Genomic DNA, 20786 nt, shown 5'->3' with positions numbered 1-20786 from the left:
CGCCAGGCTCGTCAGGGCACCAGGGCCGCAATGGCCAGCGCGTAGCCCTTCACGCCAAGTCCCACGATGATGCCGCGCGCCGCGGGCGAAATGTACGAGCGGTGGCGAAACTCCTCGCGCGCATGCACGTTCGAGATGTGCAGTTCGATCAGCGGCACGCTCGCGCCCTTGATGGCATCGTGCAGCGCGATCGAGGTGTGGGTGTAGGCGCCCGGGTTCATCACCACGCCGAGCATGTGGCCGGCGGCCACCTCGCGGCCGGCCTCGTGGATCCAGTCGATCAGTACGCCCTCGTGGTTCGACTGGCGGCATTCGATCTCCACGCCGTGCTTCGCGCCGGCGTCCTGGCACAGGCGTTCCACGTCGGCCAGCGTGTCGCGTCCGTATTGCTCGGGTTCGCGGGTGCCGAGAAGGTTGAGATTGGGGCCGTTGAGGACGAGTATTTTCTTCATGATGAATGCCAAGGTGCGATGCCGCCATTATGGTTGCGCTAAGGTGGCGCGCATCATGAGCACAGACAGCATTCCAACCTGGCACCCCGTGGCCCGCTCGGCCGATCTGCGCCCCGGCGCCAACATCGTCGCGGGCCTTGCCGAAGGCCAGGAACTGGCCCTCTGGCGTTCGGCCAGCGGCGCTGCGCAGGCCTGGGAAAACCGCTGCCCGCACCGCAGCGTGCGCTTCACGCTGGGGCAGGTGGTGCAGGACCGCCTCGCCTGCGCGTACCACGGCTGGCAGTACGACGCCGATAGCGGCCAGTGCGCGAGCATTCCCGCCCATCCGGGCATGCCGGCGCCGCGCAACGTGTGCGCGAAGGTGTTCCACGCAACCGAAGCGGCCGGCATGCTGTGGGTGAGCCTCGCGGCCGAGGCGCCGCCTTCTCCGCCGCCGGGCGACGCCGTGCCGCCCGGCTGGTCGTTCTGCCGCACGCTCTGCGTGCGCGATGGCGCGACCCGCGTGCGCGATGCGCTCGCGGCGCGCGGATTCGCGGAAGAAGCGCCGGCGCTCGCCATGCGCGGCGCGCTCGACCACGTCGACGCCACCGCGCTGGTGCTCGACGCCCAGCCGAGCCTGACCTTCATTCACCTCTGGACGCCTGCCGCACCCGGCAGCGACGCGATGAAGAACCTGCACATCGCCGCGCGCGCACTGCGCGGCGAAATCGAAGCGCGGCAGCAGGCGGCCTGACCGGAAGAACACCATGCCCTTCGCCACCGATGACCCCAACATGCTCGACGACTGGCTCGTCGCCGGCCCCGCGGCCGCGCTCGCCGGCACCTCCGAAACACAGCCCCGCGCAGTTCGCCTGCTCGGGGAAACGCTGCAGTTGTGGGCCGATGCCGCCGGCACCCCGCAATGCCGGCTCGGCGCGCAGGCGCTCTCGGTCCAGGCGCGCCACGGCTATCTCTGGGTCTGCCCGAGCGGCCGGCCGGCACGGCCGCTGTTCGACTTTCCCGAATACGACGAGCCCGGGCGCCGCATCGTCGATTGCGGAGGCATCGGCGTGGCGGTGTCGGGCTTGCGCGTGATCGAGAACTTTCTCGACATGGCGCACTTCCCCTTCGTGCACGCCGGCTCCCTGGGTCAGGTGCCGCACACCGAGGTGGCCAAGTACCAGGTGCAGGTCGATCCCGCCACGGACGAGATCTGGGCCACAGACTGCCGCTTCTGGCAGCCCCGCGCCTCGGCCGCCCACGGCAGCGGCAGCGAAGTGCTCTACAAGTACCGGGTGATGCAGCCACTTTCCGCCATGCTCTACAAGTCGAGCTCGCGCGCCGGCGAGCTCGACGCCATCGGCCTGTTCCTCCAGCCGCTGGACGACGAGCACGTGATCGCCCATACGCTGCTGGCCTGCTACGACGACACCTCCACCGATGCCGAGCTCATCGCGTTCCAGCAGACGATCTTCGGGCAGGACAAGCCGATCCTGGAGAACCACGCCTTCAAGCGCATGCCGCTCGAAGGCCGCGCCGAAACGCCAACGCGGGGCGACACCTCTTCGGTGACCTACCGGCGCTGGCTGCGCGAGCGCGGCATGCGCTTCGGCGTGAGGCAAGCCGCATGATCCGGCTCTACGACTACGCCCTGTCGGGCAACTGCTTCAAGGTGCGGCAGATGCTCGCCTGGCTCGGCCTTGACTACCAGCGCGTGCCGGTCGACTTCCATCCGGGCCGCGAGCACAAGTCGGCCGCGTTCCTGGCGCACGTCAACCCGCTGGGCCAGCTCCCGGTGATCGACGACGGCGGCTTCCTGCTGCGCGACGCGCAGGCCATCCTCGTCTATCTCGCAAGCAGGCACGACGCGCAGAGCCGCTGGTATCCGGATGATCCGCAGCTGCGCGGCCAGATCGCGATGTGGTTCGCCACCGCCGACGAGCTCACCCGCACCGCCTCGGCCGCGCGGCTGCACGACGCCTTCGGCTACGAGAACATCGACTTCGAAGCCTGCCGGCGCGGTGCACACGCAGCCTTCCGCCTGCTGGACGACCACCTGGCCGAGCGCGCCAGCGAGGGCCAGCAGTGGCTGGCCGGCCCGCATCCAACGGTGGCCGACCTGGCCTGCTTTCCCTATGCGGCGCTGGCCGGCGAAGGCGGCATTTTGCTGGACGAGTATCCCGCCCTGCGGCACTGGATCTGGAGCTTCCGCCACCTGCCCGGCTTCATCGGAATGTCGGGTATCTTTGCCGCCGGGGCCGCCTGAACGCCGGCCTCGCTATCCTTGTCCCTTTGCCCTGAAACGCCATGAAAACCAAAGCTGCCGTCGCCTGGAAATCCGGAGCTCCGCTCACCATCGAAACCGTGGACCTCGAAGGGCCGAAATTCGGCGAGGTGCTGGTGGAGATCAAGGCCACCGGCATCTGCCACACCGACTACTACACCCTCTCGGGCGCCGACCCCGAAGGCATCTTCCCGGCCATCCTCGGCCATGAGGGCGCGGGCATCGTGGTCGACGTGGGCCCCGGCGTCACCACGTTGAAAAAGGGCGACCACGTCATTCCGCTCTACACGCCCGAATGCCGCCAGTGCAAGTTCTGCCTGTCGCGCAAGACCAACCTCTGCCAGCTGATCCGCGGCACGCAGGGCAAGGGCCTGATGCCCGATGCCACCTCGCGCTTCAGCCTGGACGGCAAGCCCATCTTCCACTACATGGGCACGTCAACCTTCAGCAACTACACGGTCGCTCCTGAAATTTCGCTGGCCAAGATCCGCGAGGACGCGCCCTTCGACAAGGTCTGCTACATCGGCTGCGGCGTGACCACAGGCATCGGCGCGGTGATCTTCACGGCCAAGGTGGAAGCCGGCGCCAACGTGGTGGTGTTCGGCCTCGGAGGCATTGGCCTGAACGTGATCCAGGGCGCGAAGATGGTGGGTGCCGACAAGATCATCGGCGTCGACCTGAACCCCGAGCGCGAAGCGATGGCGCGCAAGTTCGGCATGACGCACTTCCTCAACCCGAAGGAGCACGAGAACATCGTCGATGCGATCGTGCAGCTGACCGACGGTGGCGCCGACTACAGCTTCGAGTGCATCGGCAACACAAAGGTGATGCGCCAGGCGCTCGAATGCACGCACAAGGGCTGGGGCCGCAGCATCATCATCGGCGTGGCCGAGGCGGGTGCGGAGATCAGCACGCGGCCGTTCCAGCTCGTCACGGGCCGCAAGTGGGAAGGCTCGGCCTTCGGCGGCGCGCGCGGGCGCACCGACGTTCCGAAGATCGTCGACTGGTACATGGAAGGCAAGATCAACATCGACGACCTGATCACGCACACCATGCCGCTCGAAGACATCAACAAGGGCTTCGACCTCATGAAGCGCGGCGAATCCATTCGCGGCGTGGTGCTTTACTAGCCTTCGAGGAGAACGCCCGCCATGAGCCGCATAGAACCCCTGCGCAAGATCGAAGCGGGCGTCCTCGAAGTCGCCTACTACGAGACAGGCCCGTCCAGCGGCCCGCCCGTGCTGCTGATGCACGGCTTTCCGTACGACATCCACACCTACGCGGAAGTCGCGCCGATGCTCGCCGAGCAGGGCTGCCGCGTGATCGTTCCGTACATGCGCGGCTACGGCGCCACGCGCTTCCTGCACGACGCCACGCCGCGCTCGGGCGAACAGGCGGCGTTCGGCGCCGACCTGCTCGCGCTGCTCGACGCGCTGAAGATCGAACGCGCGGTGCTCGCCGGCTACGACTGGGGCGGCCGCGCCGCCTGCGTGGTGGCGGCGCTGTGGCCCGAGCGCTGCGCGGGCCTGGTTTCGCTCAACAGCTACAACATCCAGAACATTGCCAAGGCGATGGAGCCGGATACGCCAGAAAGCGAGCACAGCCTCTGGTACCAGTACTACTTCCACAGCGAGCGCGGCCGCGCCGGCCTCGCGAAGGACCGCAGGGCGCTCACGCGGCTGCTGTGGCGGCTCTGGTCGCCGACCTGGACGTTCGACGAGGCCACCTTCGAACGCAGCGCCGCGGCCTTCGACCATCCTGATTTCGTCGAGGTGGTGATCCACTCGTACCGGCATCGCTTCGGCCTGGTTGCGGGCGACCCGGCCTACGCGGACATCGAGCGCCGGCTGGCCGCGCAGCCCGCGATCAGCGTGCCCGCCATCACCTTCGACGGCATCGACGACGGCGTGCGCCCGCCTGCCGATGCCTCGGCCCATGCGCACCGCTTCAGCGGCCCGCGCTCGCACCGCCTGGTGCCCGGCGCGGGCCACAACCTGCCGCAGGAGGCGCCGCGCATCTTTGCCGACGCCGTGCTCGAACTCGTGCCCGCATTGCTGCACAACAACACTCCCCGATGACCGACACCCTCAAGACCCTTTCCGAGCACCATGCCTTCGGCGGCGTGCAGAGCTTCCACGAGCATGCCTCGCACGAGATCGGCCTGCCGATGCGCTTTTCGGTCTACCTGCCGCCGCAGGCCGCGCACGAGCGCGTGCCGGCCCTGCTCTATCTTGCGGGGCTGACCTGCAACGAGGAAACCTTTGCAGTGAAGGCCGGCGCGCAGCGCATGGCCGCCAGCCTGGGCCTGGCGCTGATCGCGCCCGACACCAGCCCGCGCGGCAGCATCGCCGAAAACCTGCCCGGCGCCACCGCCCACTGGGACTTCGGCATTGGCGCGGGCTTCTACCTCGACGCCACCGAATCGCCCTGGTCCACCCACTGGCGCATGGAAAGCTGGATCGTGCATGAGCTGCTGCCCCTGGTGGGACGGCACTTCGCCATCGACGACCAGCACCTGGGTATCTTCGGCCATTCGATGGGCGGCCACGGCGCGCTCACGCTGGCGCTGCGGCATCCGGGGCGCTTCAAGTCCTTGTCGGCCTTCGCGCCCATCTGCGCGCCCACGCAATGCCCATGGGGCCAGAAGGCGTTCGGCGGCTACCTGGGTGAACCCGGCGGCGACCGGGCGCAGTGGCTCGCGCACGACGCCAGTGCGCTCATGACGTCGCAGACCGCCGCACCCTATCGGCAAGGCCTGTTGATCGACCAGGGGCTGGCCGACAAATTCCTGGCCGAGCAGCTGCATCCGGAAGCCTTCGAGGCTGCCTGCTTTGCCGCCGGCCAGCCGCTCACGCTGCGCCGCCATGCGGGCTACGACCACGGCTACTACTTCATCCAGACCTTCATGGCAGACCACATCGCGCACCACGCGCAAACACTGCGCGGCTGATCGACCGCGGCCCACGGGCGGCTTATCATGGGACGCATGTCCGCAGCACAGATTCCCGCCTTCCAGTTGCGGTCCCGCGACGGCGCCGCCGAAGAGAGCCTGGCGCTGGCCGGCATCTGGCGCCGCGCCTGGATTGCGGCCAACCGGAATGCCGCCGTCATCGAGCCGATCACGCATTGGCTGCGGCGCGTGCAAACCGAATTCGTGCCACCCGCCGACGTGGTGCTGGCCGAACGCGAAGGCCAGGTGCTCGCCTTCATGGTGCTGCTGGTGCGGCGCGAATACGTGGCGCAGCTGTTCGTCGAACCTCATCTTCGCAACCAGGGCCTGGGGCAGGCGCTGCTCGACGAAGCCAGCGTGCGCATGCCGCTCGGCTGGAAACTTCACGTAGCCACCAGCAACACCGCGGCGCAGCGCTTCTACGAACGCTACGGCCTGGTGCGCGGCGCGGTCGACCGGCACCCGGCCAGCGGACGCGAACGGGTCGCCTACCATTGGTATCCGGCAAGCCCGCCGCGGCAGCCGCGGCGCACCGGCTGAGCGCCTTCCTTCCCTGTCCTTTCTCCATGCGCATCGATCACATCGCCCTCTGGACCACCGATCTCGAACGCTGCAAGCGCTTCTACGTCGACTACTTCGGCGCCACGGCCGGTGCGGGCTATGTCAATCCGGCCAAGGGCTTCGCGTCCTGCTTCCTGAGCCTGGGCGATGGCGCGCGCATCGAGGCCATGAGCACCCGCACGCTCTCGCCGGTGCCCGCCGAACCCGGTGCCCAACGCATGGGCTGGACGCACCTGGCCATCAGCGTGGGTTCGGAGGCTGCCGTCGACGAACTGACGCAGCGGCTCAAGTCGGACGGCTACCCGCTGCTCGACGGTCCGCGCCGCACCGGCGACGGCTACTACGAGAGCGTGGTGCTCGACCCCGACGGCAACCGCATCGAGATCACTGCATGAGCCGCACGAAGCCTGACCGATGAGCGCATTCGTCCAAAGCCTGCACGAAGTTTTCGAGCGCCTCGGCCGCATCGAAACGCGCCGCATGTTCGGCGGCCACGGCGTGTGGCACGAGGGCCGCATGATTGCGCTCGTTGCCAAGGACACGCTCTACCTCAAGTCCGATGCCGGCAGCGCCGAGCATTTCGACAGGCTGAACCTGCCGCCCTTCACCTATGTCCGCGAAGGCAAGGCCATGCCGATGTCGTACCGGCTGGCGCCGGCCGATCTTTTCGAAGACCGCGAGGAAGCCGCGCTCTGGGGGCGCCGCGCCTATGAGGCGGCTCTGCGTTCAGGCCAGCCGCCGAAGAAGAAAACCGCCAGGAAAGCCCCAGTGAAGAAAAAAAAGAAAGCAGCCTCGTCGTGAGCGACAACCCTCCCGCGCTGCCGCCCCTTCCCGAACGCGAGCAGATCGCGCTGCTCGAACCCTTCGAAGGCCTGGGCCTCAAAGACATCGTGGTCGTTTCCACGCTGCAGGACGCCGAGCATGCCGCCGCCGAATTGCTGGCCGCCGGCGTTGCGGGCTTCGACACCGAATCCAAGCCCACCTTCGCGAAGAACGAGGTCTCGGGCGGCCCGCACGTGGTGCAGTTCGCAACGCGCGAAACCGCCTGGCTGTTCCAGTTGCACCGCACCGAATGCAACCCGGTGGTCGCAACGCTGATTGCTTCCACCGAACTCCGGAAGGTCGGCTTCGGCCTTTCGACCGATCTCACGCTGATCCGCAACCGCCTCAACATCGAGCCGAAGGCGGTGTTCGACATCGACAGCGAGTTCCGCCACCGCGGTTACCGCAAGTCGGTGGGCGTGAAGGCGGCCGTGGCGCTGGTGTTCAACCGGCGCTTCGTGAAATCGCGCAAGGCGACCACCTCGAACTGGGCCAACAGGCAGCTGACCGAAGCGCAGATGCGCTACGCGGCCAACGATGCCTATGCGTCGATCCGCGTGTTCGACGCGCTGTTCGGCGGCTGAACCGCCGGCGCCCCTGCGTCCCACCCGGCCTTAGGCGCCTGTGGCTTCGGCTCCGCGGCGCGCCCGGCACAATGTCAGCCACATCGACCGCACACGAAAGAAGGGCCATGAGCAACAACAAAAGCGATTTCGGATTGATCGGCTTGGCCGTGATGGGCCAGAACCTGGTGCTGAACGTGGAAAGCCGCGGCTTCCAGGTCAGCGTGTACAACCGCACCGAAGCCACCACCGAAGCCTTCGTGGCCGCCAACCCCGGCAAGAAGCTGGTCGGCGCGAAGACGCTCGAGGAGTTCGTGCAGAGCCTGGCCCGGCCGCGCAAGATCCAGATCATGGTGAAGGCCGGCGCACCGGTCGACCAGGTCATCGAGCAGCTGATCCCGCTGCTCGACAAGGACGACATCGTGATCGACGGCGGCAACAGCCTCTACACCGACACCGAACGCCGCGACGCGTATCTCCAGACCAAGGGCCTGCGCTTCATCGGCGCGGGCGTGTCGGGCGGCGAGGAAGGCGCGCGCAAGGGCCCGTCGATCATGCCGGGCGGGCCGCTCTCCACCTGGGAAGTGATGAAGCCGATCTTCGAGAGCATCGCAGCCAAGGTGGACGGCGAGCCCTGCGTGATCCACATCGGCCCCGGCGGCGCGGGCCACTACGTGAAGATGGTGCACAACGGCATCGAGTACGGCGACATGCAGCTGATCTGCGAGGCCTACAGCCTGTTCAAGGCGGCCGGCTTCAGCACCGACGAGATGGCGGCGGTCTTCAGCGAATGGAACGAGGGCGAGCTGCAGAGCTACCTGATCCAGATCACCGCCAAGGCCCTCGAACAGAAGGACCCGGAGACCGGCCAGCCGATCGTCGAGCTCATTCTCGACAAGGCCGGCCAGAAGGGTACGGGCCAGTGGACGCTGGTCAACGCGGCCGAGAACGCGGTGGTCATCAGCACCATCAATGCCGCGGTCGAGGCGCGCGTGCTGTCGTCGCAAAAGAAGGCGCGCGTGGTGGCCAGCAAGCTGCTGCAGGGGCCGAAGATCGCACTGTCGCTCGACAAGAAGGCGCTGGTGGCCAAGGTGCACGACGCGCTTTATGCCTCGAAGGTGGTCAGCTACACGCAGGGCTTCGACCTGATCCAGACCATGGGCGAGAAGAAGGCGTGGAAGCTCGACCTGGGCCGCATCGCAGCGATCTGGCGCGGCGGCTGCATCATCCGCGCGCGCTTTCTGAACCGCATCACCGACGCCTACCGCAGCGATCCGTCACTGGGCAACCTGATGCTCGACCCCTTCTTCAAGGACCTGCTCAACCGCACGCAACAGAACTGGCGGGAGGTGGTGGCGCTGGCGGTGGGCAACGGCATTCCGGTGCCGGCGTTCAGCGCCTCGCTCGCCTACTACGACAGCTACCGCACCGAGCGGCTGCCCGCGAACCTGCTGCAGGCGCAGCGCGACTTCTTCGGGGCCCACACCTACGAGCGCGTGGACAAGCCGGCCGGCGAGTTCTTCCATACCAACTGGCCGGAAGTCATCGGCTGATCCCTGCAAATCAGCCCGCGGGCAACCAGGCCTTCACCTGCCCGACCAGCCCCCCCAGCGGCTCGGTTGCGTCCACCGCGAGCACGCCCGGCTCGCCGACCGGCGACTCCAGCGTCGCGAACTGGTTGGCCACCAGGCTTGCGGGAAACGTGTGCTCGCCTGCACCCGCCCGTGCGGCCACGCGGCGCTCGGCTTCGGCGCGCTCGATCTCCATGAACACGAAGCGCAGGCCCGGCACGGCCGCGCGCAACTGCTCCCGGTAGCTGCGTTTGAGCGCGGAGCAGGTCAGCACCGCCCCCTGCGGCGCAGCCGCCAGCTTCTGCCCCAGCGTCGCGAGCCAGCCGGCGCGGTCCGCGTCGGTCAGTGCGATGCCGCGGCTCATCTTCTCGACATTGGCCGGCGGGTGGTAGTCGTCGCCCTCGATCAGCGGCAGCCCGAACCCCACCGCCAGCGCGGCCCCGAGGCTCGACTTGCCGCAGCCCGAAACACCCATCACGACCAGCCATGGCCCGTTCATACATACCCTTCCTGGTGAGACCGCGGAGATATTCTCCGCGCTTCAGTGGAACTTGAATCCACTTCCTCATGATGCAGCGCTTTTTCGCCGGAACAGGACCACCGCCGCGGCCGCCCTTAGAACAGGCTGCCCTGCCCCGCTGCGCCAGGTGGCCGGAACGCGCCGAGATCGAGCGCAATGCGCTCGCGGTTGAAGCCGATGCGGTTCGCCGCCTTTTCGAAGCGCTGGCGGATCAGGTCGGCCCAGAGGCCGGAGCCCTTCATGCGGGTGGCAAAGTCGGCGTCGTAGTCCTTGCCGCCGCGCATCTCGTGGATGCGCGCCATGATGCGGTCCGCGCGCTGCGGGTAGTGCAGTTCGAGCCATTGCTTGAAGAGCGGTGCCACTTCCCAGGGCAGCCGGATCACCGTGTAGAAGGCGTTGCGCGCACCGGCGTCCCAGGCGGCTTCGAGCACCTGTTCCATGTCTTCGTTGACGAAGGGAATCTGCGGCGCCACGCTCACGCCCACCGGCACGCCCGCCTCGGCCAGCGTGCGGATGGTGCGCAGCCGCCGGTGCGGCGCGGCAGCGCGCGGCTCCAGCTTGCGGGCCAGCTCGCCGTCGAGCGTGGTCACGGTGATGTACACCGCGGCCAGGTGCTCGGCGGCCATGGGCGCGATGAGGTCGAGGTCGCGCTCCACCGCGCTCGATTTCGTGACCAGCGCGAACGGATGGTGCGTTTCCTTCAGCAGCTCGATCACCGAGCGGGTGAGCCGCAGTTCGCGTTCGATGGGCTGGTAGCAGTCGGTGGCGGTGCCGATCGCGATGTGGCTGGGCCGGTAGCTCCTGCGGCCGAGTTCAGCACGCAGCACCTCGACGATGTTGCGCTTGGCGATGAGTTTGGTTTCGAAGTCGAGCCCCGGCGAGAGATTGAGGTAGCTGTGCGTGGGCCGCGCAAAACAGTAGATGCAGCCGTGCTCGCAGCCGCGGTACGGGTTGAGCGAGCGGTCGAAGGAAATATCGGGCGAGTCGTTTTGATTGAGCACCGATTTCACGTCCTCGAAGCGCACTTCGGTGGCGAGCGGCAGCAGTTCCTCGGCTTCGGCCGCACCTTCTTCGAGCGTGCCCCAGCCGTCGTCGAAGGCATTGCGCTCGTCGCGCGAAAAGCGGTGCGCCAGGCGCGTGGCCGCGCCGCGGCCCTTGATGGCGTGGATGGGGATCCGGGCGGCGGGCATGGCAGGTCCTTCTCTCGAATACTGTATGTTTACACAGTATTCCAAAGCTTTTCCGGGATCAAGCTGATTTTGAATTTCTCTCTTGACAGAAATTTATAAAATCCTAGACTCCAACGCATGGAACTCACCGACATCCAACGCAAGTTCGTTCTCCACTGGGGAGAAATGGGCTCCATGTGGGGCGTCAACCGCACGGTCTCGCAGATCCATGCGCTGCTGTTCGCGCGCGGCAGGCCCATGCATGCGGAAGAGCTCGCCGACACGCTGGGCGTGGCCCGCTCCAACGTGAGCAACAGCCTGAAGGAACTGCAGGCGTGGAACCTGGTGCGCGTGACGCACATCCTGGGCGACCGGCGCGACTATTTCGAAACCAGCGTCGACGTCTGGGAGCTGTTCCGCACCGTGGTACGCGAGCGCAAGGAGCGCGAGTTCGACCCGACCATCCGCGTGCTGCGCGAGATTGTCTCGAGCCCTGACTTCCAGAAGGAGCCCGCCGATGCGCAGGACCGCATCCGCTCCACCATGGACCTCATGAGCAAGCTCGCCACCTGGGCCGACGAAATGCTGCGGCTCTCGCCCGGCACGCTCGACAAGGTGCTGACGCTCGGCGCCAGCGTGCAGAAGTTCGTTCGCGGCGATGCGGTGCAGGTGGCAGCTCCTGCAGCGCCAAAGAAGGACAACGACGACCCCGATGCCCACCATGCCAGCCTGCCGATGATTTGAGCCGCTCTTTTTTTGCCTCATTATTTCTGTTTTGACAGAAACAACGAAAACAAACCTCATGCGCGCCATCGCCACCTACCCGCTGACCGTCTACTTCGATGCCACCTGCGCCTTGTGCATGGCAGAAATGAACGCAATGAAGGCCCGCGATGCCGCAGCCCGCCTGACCCTCGTCGACTGCTCGCCCGCCGGCTTCGACGCGGGCCCGGCCCCGCGCGAGGCGCTGATGACCGCCATCCACGCGGTCGACGCAGCGGGGCAGCTGTTCGTGGGCGTTCCCGCCATCTGCGCCTGCCGCGACGCCGTCGGGCTGCCGAGCGGCAGCTTCCTGCTCGACCTCCCGCTGCTCGCGCCGCTGGCCGACCGCGCCTATGCGGTGCTTGCGCGCAACCGCTACCGGCTGCCGCGCTGGCTGGTGGCCCTGCTCGCGGGCAAGGCCGCGCGCTCATCCCGCACCTGCGCCGGCGGCAATTGCCGGATCTGAAAAAAAGAAAAGGAGCTCTCGTGACCAACGTCTTCCAGCCCGATTTCCCTCCCTCCGGCGCCCGCACCGCGCCTCGAACCTCCGCGGCGCCCGAAGCCTCCATCACCAAGGCCGACACGCAGGACTATTTCACCGAGGTGGCCGACGACTACCGCGCATGGAGCCCCAGCTACAACATGCACTTCGGCTTCTGGCGGCCCGGCCTGAACCCGCTGCGGCGCGAAGGCATGCTGGTGGAAATGAACCGCGCCGTCGGCCGCGCGCTGAAGCTCGACGAGCCCCGGCCAGCGCAGGAAAGCACGCAGCGCCGCTGCGTGGTCGACCTTGGCTGCGGCGCCGGCGCCACCGCGCGCACGCTGGTGGGCGACGATCCGTCGCTGTTTGCCGTCACGGTCACCAACGTGGCCGTGCAGAACAGCATCGCCGTGCGGCTCGATGCCGGCGCGGGCGTGGCCGACCGCGTGGCGCACATCGAAGCCGACTACACCCGCACCGGCCTGCCCGCCGCGCAGGCCGATGGTGCCTGGGCCGTGGAAAGCGCCTGCTACGCGAGCGGCACGGCCAAGGCCGATTTCGTGCGCGAGGCGGCCCGCCTGCTGAAGCCCGGCGCGCGGCTCGCCGTGATCGACGGCTTCCTGCTGCGCGAGAAGCCCGGCCGCAGCGCCGGCTGGCTGCACCGCCTGTGGGCCGACAGCTGGGCCGTGCCCACGCTGGCCGTGCGGGACGATTTCGTTGCCGCGCTGCGCGACCACGGCTTCGAAGACATCGAGGTGCAGTCGCTGCGCTGGCGCGTGGCGCCCAGCGCGCTGCACATCCCGGTGCTTGCCACGCGCTTCGCGCTGGCCGAACTCTGGAAGGCGCGCGGGCGGCTCAGCCCCTGGCGCCGCAAGCACATCGTGGCCAGCTACTGCGCGCTGGTGCTGGGCCTTTTCTGGCGCGATTTCGACTACTGCATGGTGACGGCCAGGCGCAGCGAGGAGAAGCAATTTTCATGAGCACCGAACCCGGCCAAACCACGCCCCCCGAGCCCCCGCCCACCGACGCGCAGGTGCGCGACATGCCCAGGCACCCTATTCCCTTCGCGTGGTTCTGGCCACTGCTGGTCGGCGCGGCCGCCGCGCTGGTGCTGCGCATTGCCTTCAGCGGCCTGCCGGGCCAGCGCTTCTCGGCCATGCTGGGTTCGTTCATCTACCTTGCCCCCGCCGTGTGCGGCGCGGTCACGGTCTACATGGCGGAGCGCATCGAGCGGCGCAGCTGGGGCTACTACATCTGGGCACCGTGGGTCTCGACCGCGCTGTTCGTCGTGGGCACGCTGCTGGTCTTCATCGAAGGGATAGTCTGCGCGGTGGTGATCGTTCCCCTCTTCGGCGTCATGGGCAGCCTCGGCGGGCTTGCGATGGGCATTGTCTGCCGCATCACGAACTGGCCCAGGCCGGCGCTCTACAGCTTCGCCTTGCTGCCGCTGGTGTTCGGCGCCATCGAGCCACAATGGCCCAACCCCGAACAGATCTCGAGCACTTCGCGCACCCTCTTCATCGCCGCACCCGCCGAGCGCGTGTGGCATGAGCTCAACGATGCGCAGGACATCCGCCCGAACGAAGTCGGCGATGCCTGGGCCTACCGCATCGGCGTGCCGATGCCGGTGGCGGGCGTGACCCAGAACACCCCCGAAGGCCGCGTGCGCAAGGTGCAATGGCAAAAGGACGTGCACTTCGACGAAATCATCACCGAGTGGCAGCCGCTGCAGCGCGTGAAGTGGCGCTACCGCTTCTCGCCCGACTCCTTTCCCGCCGGCGCGCTGGACGACCACGTGGTGATCGGCGGCCACTATTTCGACCTGCGCGATTCGGCCTACACGCTCACGCCGCGCGAAGGCGGCACGGAGCTTCGCATCGATGTTTCCTGGCGCGTGAGCACGCGCTTCAACTGGTATGCCGACCGCGTGGCGCAGTTCCTGCTGGGCGACTTCTCCGAGCACATCCTGCGCTTCTACAAGGCGCGCAGCGAAACCGCTGCGGCGGCCGCGGCCTGAACAGTCCACAATGAGCGGACCATGCCGCGCCGCCCCGAAAACCTCTATCCGCAATACCACGCCCACGTCTACTTCGGCCCCGCCACGGTGGCGCAGGCCAGGCAGCTGTGCGAAGAGGCGGGCCGCGAACTGATGGTGGTGGTCGGCCGGGTGCACGAGCGGCTGGTGGGCCCCCACACGCACTGGAGCTGCCAGCTGGCCTTCGACGCGGCCGAGTTCGACCAGGTGATCGAATGGCTCGAGACGCACCGCAACGGCCTCGACATCTTCGTGCACGGCGTCACGGGCGACGACTTCGCCGACCACACGGCGCATGCCATGTGGCTCGGCGAGGAAAGCCCGCTCGACCTGCGGATGTTCCGGCGCTAACTCGACTGCTCCGCGGCGCTGCCGTGCACCTTGAAGAATTTCGCGCCTTCCACCTTCTGGCCGATCGCGCTTTCGTAGGCCGCGCGCACATGCTCGGGCTGTCCGGCCTGGCCGAAGAAATCCTTCAGGTAGGGACCGAGCAGCGGATGGGCGGCAAGCTGCGCGCGCGGCAGGCCGTGGAGCATCTCGTCGCGGCAGGCCGAAGGCAGCCGCAGGTCGCGGTTCATCGCGGCATCGCGGATCAGGCCCTTGGGCTCGTGCGCCGGATCGGCCTGCATCGCCTCGATCTCCTCGAAGAAGCGGCGGCGCATCATCACGATGCCCTTGTCGCTCTGGCCGAGCTTTTCGCGGGTGCGGTCGGTGACCGTGCCCTGCCCCACCCAGACGACGAAGTCCTGGTTGGCCACGTGGCTCGTGATCCAGCGGCCGGTGGCCGGGTCCTTGATCGGGCCGTACCAGGACGGGATGCGCTCCTGCACGTAGGGCTCCTGCTCGGTCGGCACGCGGCTCAGGACCCACAGCACGCTCAGGGTGTTGTGGTCGTCGATGGGCACGCGCCATTCGAAGTGATGGCCGAGAAAAAATCCGTTGGGCCACAGCGTGACGCGGCCCGCTGTCCACATGACGTTGTCCTCGCTCTCGCCGCCGCGCAACCGCCTGTAGACGAAGCCGTGCTCGAACTCCTCGAACGCGAGCTTCAGATGGGTGGGCACATAGGGGCCCTCGTCGCCCTGCAGGCGGGTGGTCCAGTTGTTGTGCGTCCACTCGAAATGCACGGGGTCGATGGAGTTTTCCTGGCACTGGAACCAGTTGCACGGTATCTCGGCGAACACGGCCTGCGCGAAACCGTTCCTGAAATTGAACAGCTCCCAGTCGGGCAGCAGCGGTGCGGGCTGCGGCCCCATGTAGGCCCAGAGCAGCCCGGCCTTCTCCTGCACGGGGTAGGCCTTGATCTTCGTGTTCCTGCGCATGCGCGCGCCCGGGTCCATCGTTTCCTCGAAGGGCTGGTGCACGCACTGGCCGCTCTGGTCGTATTGCCAGCCGTGATAGCTGCAACGCAGGCCGCACTGCTCGACGAAGCCGTAGGACATGTCGGCATTGCGGTGCGGGCAGCGGCGGTCCACCAAGCCGTAGTTGCCGCCCAGGTCCTTGTAGAGCACCAGGTCCTCGCCCAGGATGCGCAGCGGCTTGACGGCCTGGTCGTCGAACTCGCTCGCTCCGGCAATCGGATGCCAGTAGCGGCGCAGGTAGTCGCCCATCGGCTTGCCGGGACCGACCTCGGTCAGCAGGCGGTTCTTCTCTTCGCTCAGCATGTGCTTGTCTCCTTGTTCCGGTTCATTCGGCGCGAATGCCGAATTCCTTCACCAGCCTGCCGAAGCGCTGGTCGTCGTCCGCGATCTGCTGCGCCAGCACCGACGGCGCGCCGCCGACGGGTTCGATGCCGAGCGCGGCCATGCGGGCCTGCACGTCGGGCATCCTCAGCACTTCGTTGAATTGGCGGTTCAGCGCCTGCACCAGCTCCGCCGGCATGCCCCTGGGGCCGAGCAGGCCCATCCAGGCGCTGACGTCCACGTCCTTGTAGCCAAGCTCGACCAGGGTGGGCACGCCGGGCATCAGCTTCGTGCGCTGGCGTTCGGCCACGGCCAGCGGGACCAGCTTGCCGCTGGCGATGTGGCCCGCCACCGCGCCTGGCGTGATCCAGCCCACGCCCACGTGGCCGCCGAGCGCGTCGTTCACCACCGGCGCCACGCCGCGATACGGCGCATGGGCAATCTGCGTTCCGGCGTCCTTGTTGAAGAGTTCGCCCGCGATGTGCATCGGCGAGCCCGCGCCCGGCGTGCCGTAGCTCAGCGCCTTGCCGGCCCTGGCGTCGGCCACCAGCTGCGCCACGGTCTTGATGCCGGTCGATGGGGCGGTCACCAGCAGCAGCGGTATGTTCCCGGTCTTCACGATGGGCGTGAAATCCTTGACCACGTCGTGCGCCACGCCGGGGCCGGCCTTCAGCACGTGCTGCGCGATCGCAAAGGTGCTGGGAGTGAACAGCAGCGTGTAGCCATCCGGCGCGGCCCTGGCAACCCAGGCGTTGCCGATCATGCCGCTGGCGCCGGGCCGGTTGTCGACGAGCACAGGCTGCCCGAGGCGCAGCGAGAGCTTCTCGGCATAGATGCGCGCGACCGCATCGGTGTCGCCGCCCGCGGGATAGGAAACGACGACGGTGATCGGCCTGGCCGGCCAGGCCTGCGCCATGGCGCTGCCGGCGGCCAGCAGCGCAAGGCTCGATGCGGCAATGGCGGCAGCGGTACGGACCGCTTTGCGACGGGTGAACTTCATGCTCGGTTTCCTTTTCAGTGGGACGACGGGTGGGGTCGATGCACTGTAGGAACGCGCTGCCGAAGCCAGAAGATATAGTTTCACCAGGTGAACTTTTTTCTGGAGCCCTGCATGGCAGACACCGCCGGAGTCCGAGGCGTGAAATCGATCGATGCGCTGCGCCGCGGGCTCGACGTGATGCTGGCCATCCAGCGCTCGTCGGCCGCCACGCTGTCGGAGCTGCATCGCCAGACCGGCCTCTCGAAGGCCACGCTGCTGCGCATCCTGAAGACACTGCAACAGGCCGGATGGGCCGAGCGCAGCGAGCTCGACAAGCGCTACGTGCCGGCCCCGGCCAGCGGCGAATCAGGGCCCGCGGTGCAATGGCGCGCTCGCCTGTCAGCGCTCGCAGCGCAGCCCCGCGCCACGCTGCAGCGCCTGGTGCCGTGGCCCACCGACCTGGGCGTGCGCGACGGCGCGGCCATGCTCATCCTGGACACCGACCGGCCGCGCAACGGCCTGGCTGTGAACTACCGCGTACTGGGCTTCAGGCCGCCCATGCTGCTGTCGTCGCTCGGCCGCTGCTATCTGTCGTTCTGTCCCGAGGACGAGCGGCGCGAGATTCTCGCGGCGCTGGCCCGTTCGCCGAACGACACCGACCGCGCCGCGCGCCGCCCCGAGAACATCCGGCGCATGGTGGCCCATGCCAGAGACCAGGGCTACGTGGTGCGCGACCCGACGTCGACCAGCATGGATTCGCCCGACCGCTTCGGCGCGCTCTCGGTGCCGGTGCGCCTGGACGAACGCGTGGTGGGCTGCCTGAGCTGCGCGTGGCTGCCGGCCGTGAAGACCGAGCGCGAGATCGTCTCGGCGCACCTGGCCGACCTGCAACAGGCGGCGCAGGGCATCGAGCGCAAGCTGCGGCAGGTGGGCTTCGGGCCACCCCCGGCCTGAAGAACCGGCGCAGAAAATCGGCCTAGAACTCGGCGTCGAGCTCGTCGATTTCCTCGGGCTCCTCCTTCGCGGCGGCCACCCACTCCTGCATGGCGGGCAGGTCCATCACGCGCTTGCAGTAGGCGGCGCAGACGCTGTCGAGCGGCACGTCGTAGCTCAGGAAGCGCGTGACCACCGGCGCATACATCGCATCGGCCATGCCCGGCTGCTTGCCGAACAGGAAAGGACCGCCGTAGGTCTTCAGGCACTCGCGCCAGATGGCGACGATGCGGTCGATGTCGGCCTGCGCCCGCGACCAGATCTTGAAGCCGCGGAACCGGGCCTTGATGTTCATCGGCAGTGCGCCGCGCATCGAAGCGAAGCCCGAGTGCATCTCGCCGCAGATGGCGCGGCAATGCGCGCGGGCCTGGATGTCGGCCGGCAGCAGCCCGCTCTTGGGCTTGATCTCGTTCAGGTATTCGCCGATGGCCAGCGTGTCCCACACCTTGACGCTGCCGTGCTGCAGCGAGGGCACCAGCATCGACGAAGAGAGCAGCAGCATCTCGGCCTTCATGGCCGGGTCGTCGGGCGGAATGATCTTCTCGCTGAAGTCGAGCCCTGCCAGCCTGCACATCAGCCAGCCCCGCAGCGCCCAGGCGCCGTAGTTCTTGCTGCTGATCGTGAGAACGGGTTTGGCCATCGTGGATCTCCTTGACGGGCTGCCTGCTGCCGGTTGGCTCCATGGGGCGTGCAAGGCCTGTGCCACCGCTTGGCCCGCAACTTGCCTGTACTACTTTCATGTTGTACCGGGCCTACCAGAACCAAGCCGATCTGCTTTCGCCCTCCCGGCTCGCAGCCCAGTACCTCGCCCGGGCCCTCTGGAAGGACGGCACCGAACGCACCATGTTGCGGCGCATGGCCGCGCAGTTCGAAGTGTTTTCGCGCATGCGGCTGACCCATTCGCGCCCCGACTACGGCATTGCCAGCGTGCCGGTCGATGGCGCGGAAACCGCGGTGCACGAAGAGAAAACGCTGGTCTCGCCCTTCGGCACGCTGCTGCATTTCCGCAAGGACACGCAGGCCGTGCACCCGCCCGTGCTGCTGGTCGCACCACTGTCGGGCCATTTCGCGACGCTGCTGCGCGAAACCGTGCGCACCCTGCTGCGCGACCACGACGTGTACCTGACCGACTGGCACAACGCGCGCGACGTGCCGCTCTGGCATGGCGGCTTCGGCCTGGACGACTACACGCTGCAACTCATGCGCTTCCTGGAAGCCGTGGGCCCGGGCGTGCACATGGTCGCGGTCTGCCAGCCCTGCGTGTCCGCACTGGCCGCCACCGCGCTGATGGCCGAGGACGACAACCCCGCCACGCCACGCAGCCTCACGCTGATGGCCGGCCCGGTCGATTGCCGGGTCAACCCGACGGGCGTGAATGCGCTTGCCACCAGCAAGCCGATCGAGTGGTTCCGCCGCAACCTCATCAGCCACGTGCCCTGGCCGCATGCCGGCATGATGCGGCGCGTGTACCCGGGATTCCTGCAGCTCTCGGCCTTCATGAGCATGAACCCCGAGCGCCACAGGAAGCAGTTCCAGGACATGCTCCGCCACCTGGTCGAGGGCGAGGTCGAGAAGGCGCGCACCATCGGCAGCTTCTACGACGAGTACCTGGCGGTGAACGACCTGCCGGCCGAGTTCTACCTGGAGACCGTGGAACGCGTGTTCCAGACCTACGACCTGCCGCGCGGCGTACTCACCGTGGGCGAGCGCACGGTGAACCCGGCGGCCATCCGCCGCACCGCGCTGCTCACGGTGGAAGGCGAGCGCGACGACATCTGCTCGGTCGGCCAGACGGTGGCGGCGCAAGACCTCTGCACCGGCATCCGACCGTACCTCAAGGTGCATCACCTGCAGGCCGGTGTGGGCCACTATGGCGTTTTCAGTGGCAGCAAGTGGAACGCGCAGATCTATCCGCGCGTGCGCGAGACCATCCACGCCGCGGCCGAGCTGCACTGAGCCTTCGGGGCGAATGCCCGCCTTCAGCGCCGGCTGCGCTTCCCTTTCGTCGCCACGCGCCGCACTGTCGCTTCGCCTGCCTGCGGCAGCCGCTCGCGCAGGAACGCGATCAGTTCCTGCGCCGCCACGTTGCGGATCGGCCCCGGCAGGTAGGCCAGCACCACGCGGCGCTCGACGCGCGGCTTCGAGAGCGGCAGCACCACCAGTTCAGGGTCGCGCAGCGACGAGGTGTAGAGCCGCGGCATCAAGCCCAGCGCCTGGCCGCTGCGCACAAGCGCATAGAGCGTTTCGGAATAGCTCACGCGGTAGGGCTCGGGGCCTTGCTCGAACTGCGCGCGCGCCGGGTTGCCGAGCGCCGGCATGCTGCCGCTCTCGAACAGCACCAGCCGCTCGCGGCCGATGGCCTCCCAGCTCGCGTCCGCGGCCGTGGCCAGCGCATGGTCGCGGCGCACCACCAGCACCAGCGGGTCGCGGAACAGGTCGACGCAGGCCAGCCCGCCCGGCGGCTCGGTGATGGCGGCCACCGCCATGTCGAGCTGCCCGCTGCGCAGTTCGGCCAGCAAGGTGGTCGAAGGCGCATCGCGCCAGGCGATCTCGACCTCGCGCTGCCCGGCTTGCAGAAACTCGCTGGCCGCGGCCGTCACGCGCGCGCTGGCCGAGGGGATCACGCCCACGCGCACGAAGGCCCGCCCGCGCTGCACCGTGCTTTCGATGTCTCGCAGCGCTACCTCGAAGGTGTTGACCAGGAAATCGGTGCGCGCCAGCACCTCGGCGCCCACCGGGGTGAGTTCGAGGCGGTGGGTGGAACGGGTCAGCAGTTCGGCGCCGAGCAGTTTCTCCATCTGCTTGATCGCGTTGCTCAGCGCCGGCTGGGTGATGGCCAGCCGGCGCGCCGCGCGGCCGAAATGCCCTTCTTCCACCAGCACCGAGAAGAACTGGAGCTGGCGCAGGGTGAGCGCCCGGAGCGGCAAGGAGGCCATGGCGTTCCTGTTATCGATTCAATGAATCAAATTATAGAAATTCAAAA

The 20786-nt window shown here is 67.8% G+C and carries 25 protein-coding genes; 18 read left to right on the top strand and 7 right to left on the bottom strand.

The features are described 5' to 3' along the window. Positions 1 to 11: 11 nt before the first annotated feature. On the bottom strand, positions 12 to 452 hold the full coding sequence (gene aroQ, locus FB547_RS10525; RefSeq protein WP_145741926.1) for a type II 3-dehydroquinate dehydratase: 441 nt from the start codon (positions 450 to 452) through the stop codon (positions 12 to 14). Positions 453 to 507: 55 nt separating this feature from the next. On the opposite strand from aroQ, the gene FB547_RS10520 reads away from it, so the two are divergent. The 11 genes from FB547_RS10520 to gnd all read left to right on the top strand — a co-directional run bounded on the left by FB547_RS10520 (position 508) and on the right by gnd (position 9164). Next, entirely contained in the window at positions 508 to 1185 is a 678-nt protein-coding gene (locus FB547_RS10520) for a Rieske (2Fe-2S) protein (protein ID WP_145741924.1), read from the top strand. Between the two features lie 13 nt (positions 1186 to 1198). Next, positions 1199 to 2062, top strand: a complete 864-nt coding sequence (locus tag FB547_RS10515; RefSeq protein ID WP_145741922.1) for an aromatic ring-hydroxylating oxygenase subunit alpha — start codon at positions 1199 to 1201, stop codon at positions 2060 to 2062. Continuing rightward, positions 2059 to 2697 carry a glutathione S-transferase family protein gene (locus FB547_RS10510; RefSeq protein WP_145741920.1) on the top strand — a complete coding sequence of 213 codons (639 nt, stop codon included), beginning with the start codon at positions 2059 to 2061 and terminating at the stop codon, positions 2695 to 2697. Before FB547_RS10515 ends, FB547_RS10510 begins: the two co-directional genes overlap by 4 nt. 41 nt (positions 2698 to 2738) lie before the next feature. After that, positions 2739 to 3845, top strand: coding sequence for an S-(hydroxymethyl)glutathione dehydrogenase/class III alcohol dehydrogenase (locus FB547_RS10505; RefSeq protein ID WP_021006426.1), 1107 nt, complete (start codon positions 2739 to 2741; stop codon positions 3843 to 3845). A 21-nt stretch (positions 3846 to 3866) separates the two neighbouring features. Beyond that, complete coding sequence (locus FB547_RS10500) at positions 3867 to 4793, top strand: alpha/beta fold hydrolase (protein ID WP_145741918.1); 927 nt, start codon at positions 3867 to 3869, stop codon at positions 4791 to 4793. Further along, complete coding sequence (fghA, locus tag FB547_RS10495; RefSeq protein ID WP_145741916.1) at positions 4790 to 5665, top strand: S-formylglutathione hydrolase; 876 nt, start codon at positions 4790 to 4792, stop codon at positions 5663 to 5665. Before FB547_RS10500 ends, fghA begins: the two co-directional genes overlap by 4 nt. Before the next feature lie 36 nt (positions 5666 to 5701). Continuing rightward, positions 5702 to 6205 carry a GNAT family N-acetyltransferase gene (locus FB547_RS10490; protein ID WP_223262442.1) on the top strand — a complete coding sequence of 168 codons (504 nt, stop codon included), beginning with the start codon at positions 5702 to 5704 and terminating at the stop codon, positions 6203 to 6205. Positions 6206 to 6231: 26 nt separating this feature from the next. Then, positions 6232 to 6621 carry a VOC family protein gene (locus FB547_RS10485; RefSeq protein WP_145741914.1) on the top strand — a complete coding sequence of 130 codons (390 nt, stop codon included), beginning with the start codon at positions 6232 to 6234 and terminating at the stop codon, positions 6619 to 6621. 19 nt (positions 6622 to 6640) lie between these two features. Continuing rightward, the gene (locus tag FB547_RS10480; RefSeq protein WP_145741912.1) at positions 6641 to 7027 is read left to right on the top strand and encodes a TfoX/Sxy family protein; all 387 of its coding nucleotides are present in this window, start codon (positions 6641 to 6643) and stop codon (positions 7025 to 7027) included. Beyond that, entirely contained in the window at positions 7024 to 7632 is a 609-nt protein-coding gene (locus FB547_RS10475; protein WP_145741910.1) for a 3'-5' exonuclease, read from the top strand. The genes FB547_RS10480 and FB547_RS10475 overlap by 4 nt, the downstream gene beginning before the upstream one ends. A gap of 107 nt (positions 7633 to 7739) precedes the next feature. Further along, on the top strand, positions 7740 to 9164 hold the full coding sequence (gene gnd / locus FB547_RS10470) for a decarboxylating NADP(+)-dependent phosphogluconate dehydrogenase (RefSeq protein WP_145741908.1): 1425 nt from the start codon (positions 7740 to 7742) through the stop codon (positions 9162 to 9164). Between the two features lie 10 nt (positions 9165 to 9174). On the opposite strand, the gene FB547_RS10465 is transcribed toward gnd, so the two are convergent. Both FB547_RS10465 and FB547_RS10460 read right to left on the bottom strand, forming a co-directional pair. After that, entirely contained in the window at positions 9175 to 9681 is a 507-nt protein-coding gene (locus FB547_RS10465; RefSeq protein WP_261380255.1) for a gluconokinase, read from the bottom strand. 116 nt (positions 9682 to 9797) lie between these two features. Then, positions 9798 to 10892, bottom strand: coding sequence for a PA0069 family radical SAM protein (locus FB547_RS10460; RefSeq protein WP_145741906.1), 1095 nt, complete (start codon positions 10890 to 10892; stop codon positions 9798 to 9800). Positions 10893 to 11009: 117 nt separating this feature from the next. Here FB547_RS10460 and FB547_RS10455 point away from each other — a divergent pair, with 117 nt between their 5' ends. The 5 genes from FB547_RS10455 to FB547_RS10435 are packed head-to-tail and all read left to right on the top strand — an operon-like array spanning position 11010 to position 14500. Next, positions 11010 to 11615 carry a GbsR/MarR family transcriptional regulator gene (locus FB547_RS10455; RefSeq protein WP_145741904.1) on the top strand — a complete coding sequence of 202 codons (606 nt, stop codon included), beginning with the start codon at positions 11010 to 11012 and terminating at the stop codon, positions 11613 to 11615. A gap of 58 nt (positions 11616 to 11673) precedes the next feature. Beyond that, complete coding sequence (locus FB547_RS10450) at positions 11674 to 12099, top strand: thiol-disulfide oxidoreductase DCC family protein (RefSeq protein ID WP_145741902.1); 426 nt, start codon at positions 11674 to 11676, stop codon at positions 12097 to 12099. Between the two features lie 20 nt (positions 12100 to 12119). Further along, on the top strand, positions 12120 to 13094 hold the full coding sequence (locus FB547_RS10445) for an SAM-dependent methyltransferase (protein WP_145741900.1): 975 nt from the start codon (positions 12120 to 12122) through the stop codon (positions 13092 to 13094). Continuing rightward, positions 13091 to 14131, top strand: coding sequence for an SRPBCC domain-containing protein (locus FB547_RS10440; protein ID WP_145741898.1), 1041 nt, complete (start codon positions 13091 to 13093; stop codon positions 14129 to 14131). The genes FB547_RS10445 and FB547_RS10440 overlap by 4 nt, the downstream gene beginning before the upstream one ends. Before the next feature lie 21 nt (positions 14132 to 14152). Beyond that, positions 14153 to 14500, top strand: coding sequence for a DOPA 4,5-dioxygenase family protein (locus tag FB547_RS10435; protein ID WP_025569454.1), 348 nt, complete (start codon positions 14153 to 14155; stop codon positions 14498 to 14500). Here FB547_RS10435 and FB547_RS10430 read toward each other — a convergent pair. Together FB547_RS10430 and FB547_RS10425 are read right to left on the bottom strand one after the other, a co-directional pair. Further along, complete coding sequence (locus FB547_RS10430) at positions 14497 to 15813, bottom strand: aromatic ring-hydroxylating dioxygenase subunit alpha (protein WP_025569455.1); 1317 nt, start codon at positions 15811 to 15813, stop codon at positions 14497 to 14499. The two genes, FB547_RS10435 and FB547_RS10430, sit on opposite strands and share 4 nt — an antisense overlap. 22 nt (positions 15814 to 15835) lie before the next feature. Further along, complete coding sequence (locus FB547_RS10425; RefSeq protein ID WP_145741896.1) at positions 15836 to 16831, bottom strand: tripartite tricarboxylate transporter substrate binding protein; 996 nt, start codon at positions 16829 to 16831, stop codon at positions 15836 to 15838. A 111-nt stretch (positions 16832 to 16942) separates the two neighbouring features. Here FB547_RS10425 and FB547_RS10420 point away from each other — a divergent pair, with 111 nt between their 5' ends. After that, a complete protein-coding gene (locus FB547_RS10420; RefSeq protein WP_145741894.1) occupies positions 16943 to 17764 on the top strand; it encodes a helix-turn-helix domain-containing protein in 822 nt (273 codons plus the stop codon). Between the two features lie 22 nt (positions 17765 to 17786). Here FB547_RS10420 and FB547_RS10415 read toward each other — a convergent pair whose 3' ends face one another. Then, positions 17787 to 18443: a glutathione S-transferase gene (locus tag FB547_RS10415; RefSeq protein ID WP_145741892.1), complete on the bottom strand. Its 657-nt coding sequence runs from the start codon at positions 18441 to 18443 to the stop codon at positions 17787 to 17789. A gap of 98 nt (positions 18444 to 18541) precedes the next feature. Between FB547_RS10415 and FB547_RS10410 the strand changes: the two genes are divergently transcribed. Beyond that, positions 18542 to 19759 (top strand): polyhydroxyalkanoate depolymerase, encoded by a 1218-nt coding sequence (locus FB547_RS10410; protein ID WP_145741890.1) that lies wholly within the window; start codon positions 18542 to 18544, stop codon positions 19757 to 19759. A 23-nt stretch (positions 19760 to 19782) separates the two neighbouring features. Here the strand turns inward: FB547_RS10410 and FB547_RS10405 are convergent, their stop codons facing one another. Further along, on the bottom strand, positions 19783 to 20739 hold the full coding sequence (locus tag FB547_RS10405) for a LysR family transcriptional regulator (protein WP_145741888.1): 957 nt from the start codon (positions 20737 to 20739) through the stop codon (positions 19783 to 19785). Between the last annotated feature and the right edge of the window lie 47 nt (positions 20740 to 20786).

Source organism: Variovorax beijingensis (genome assembly GCF_007828835.1).
Lineage (GTDB): Bacteria > Pseudomonadota > Gammaproteobacteria > Burkholderiales > Burkholderiaceae_C > Variovorax > Variovorax beijingensis_A.
The sequence above is the reverse complement of the archived record's forward strand: the minus strand, read 5'-3'. Positions and strand labels throughout refer to the sequence as shown.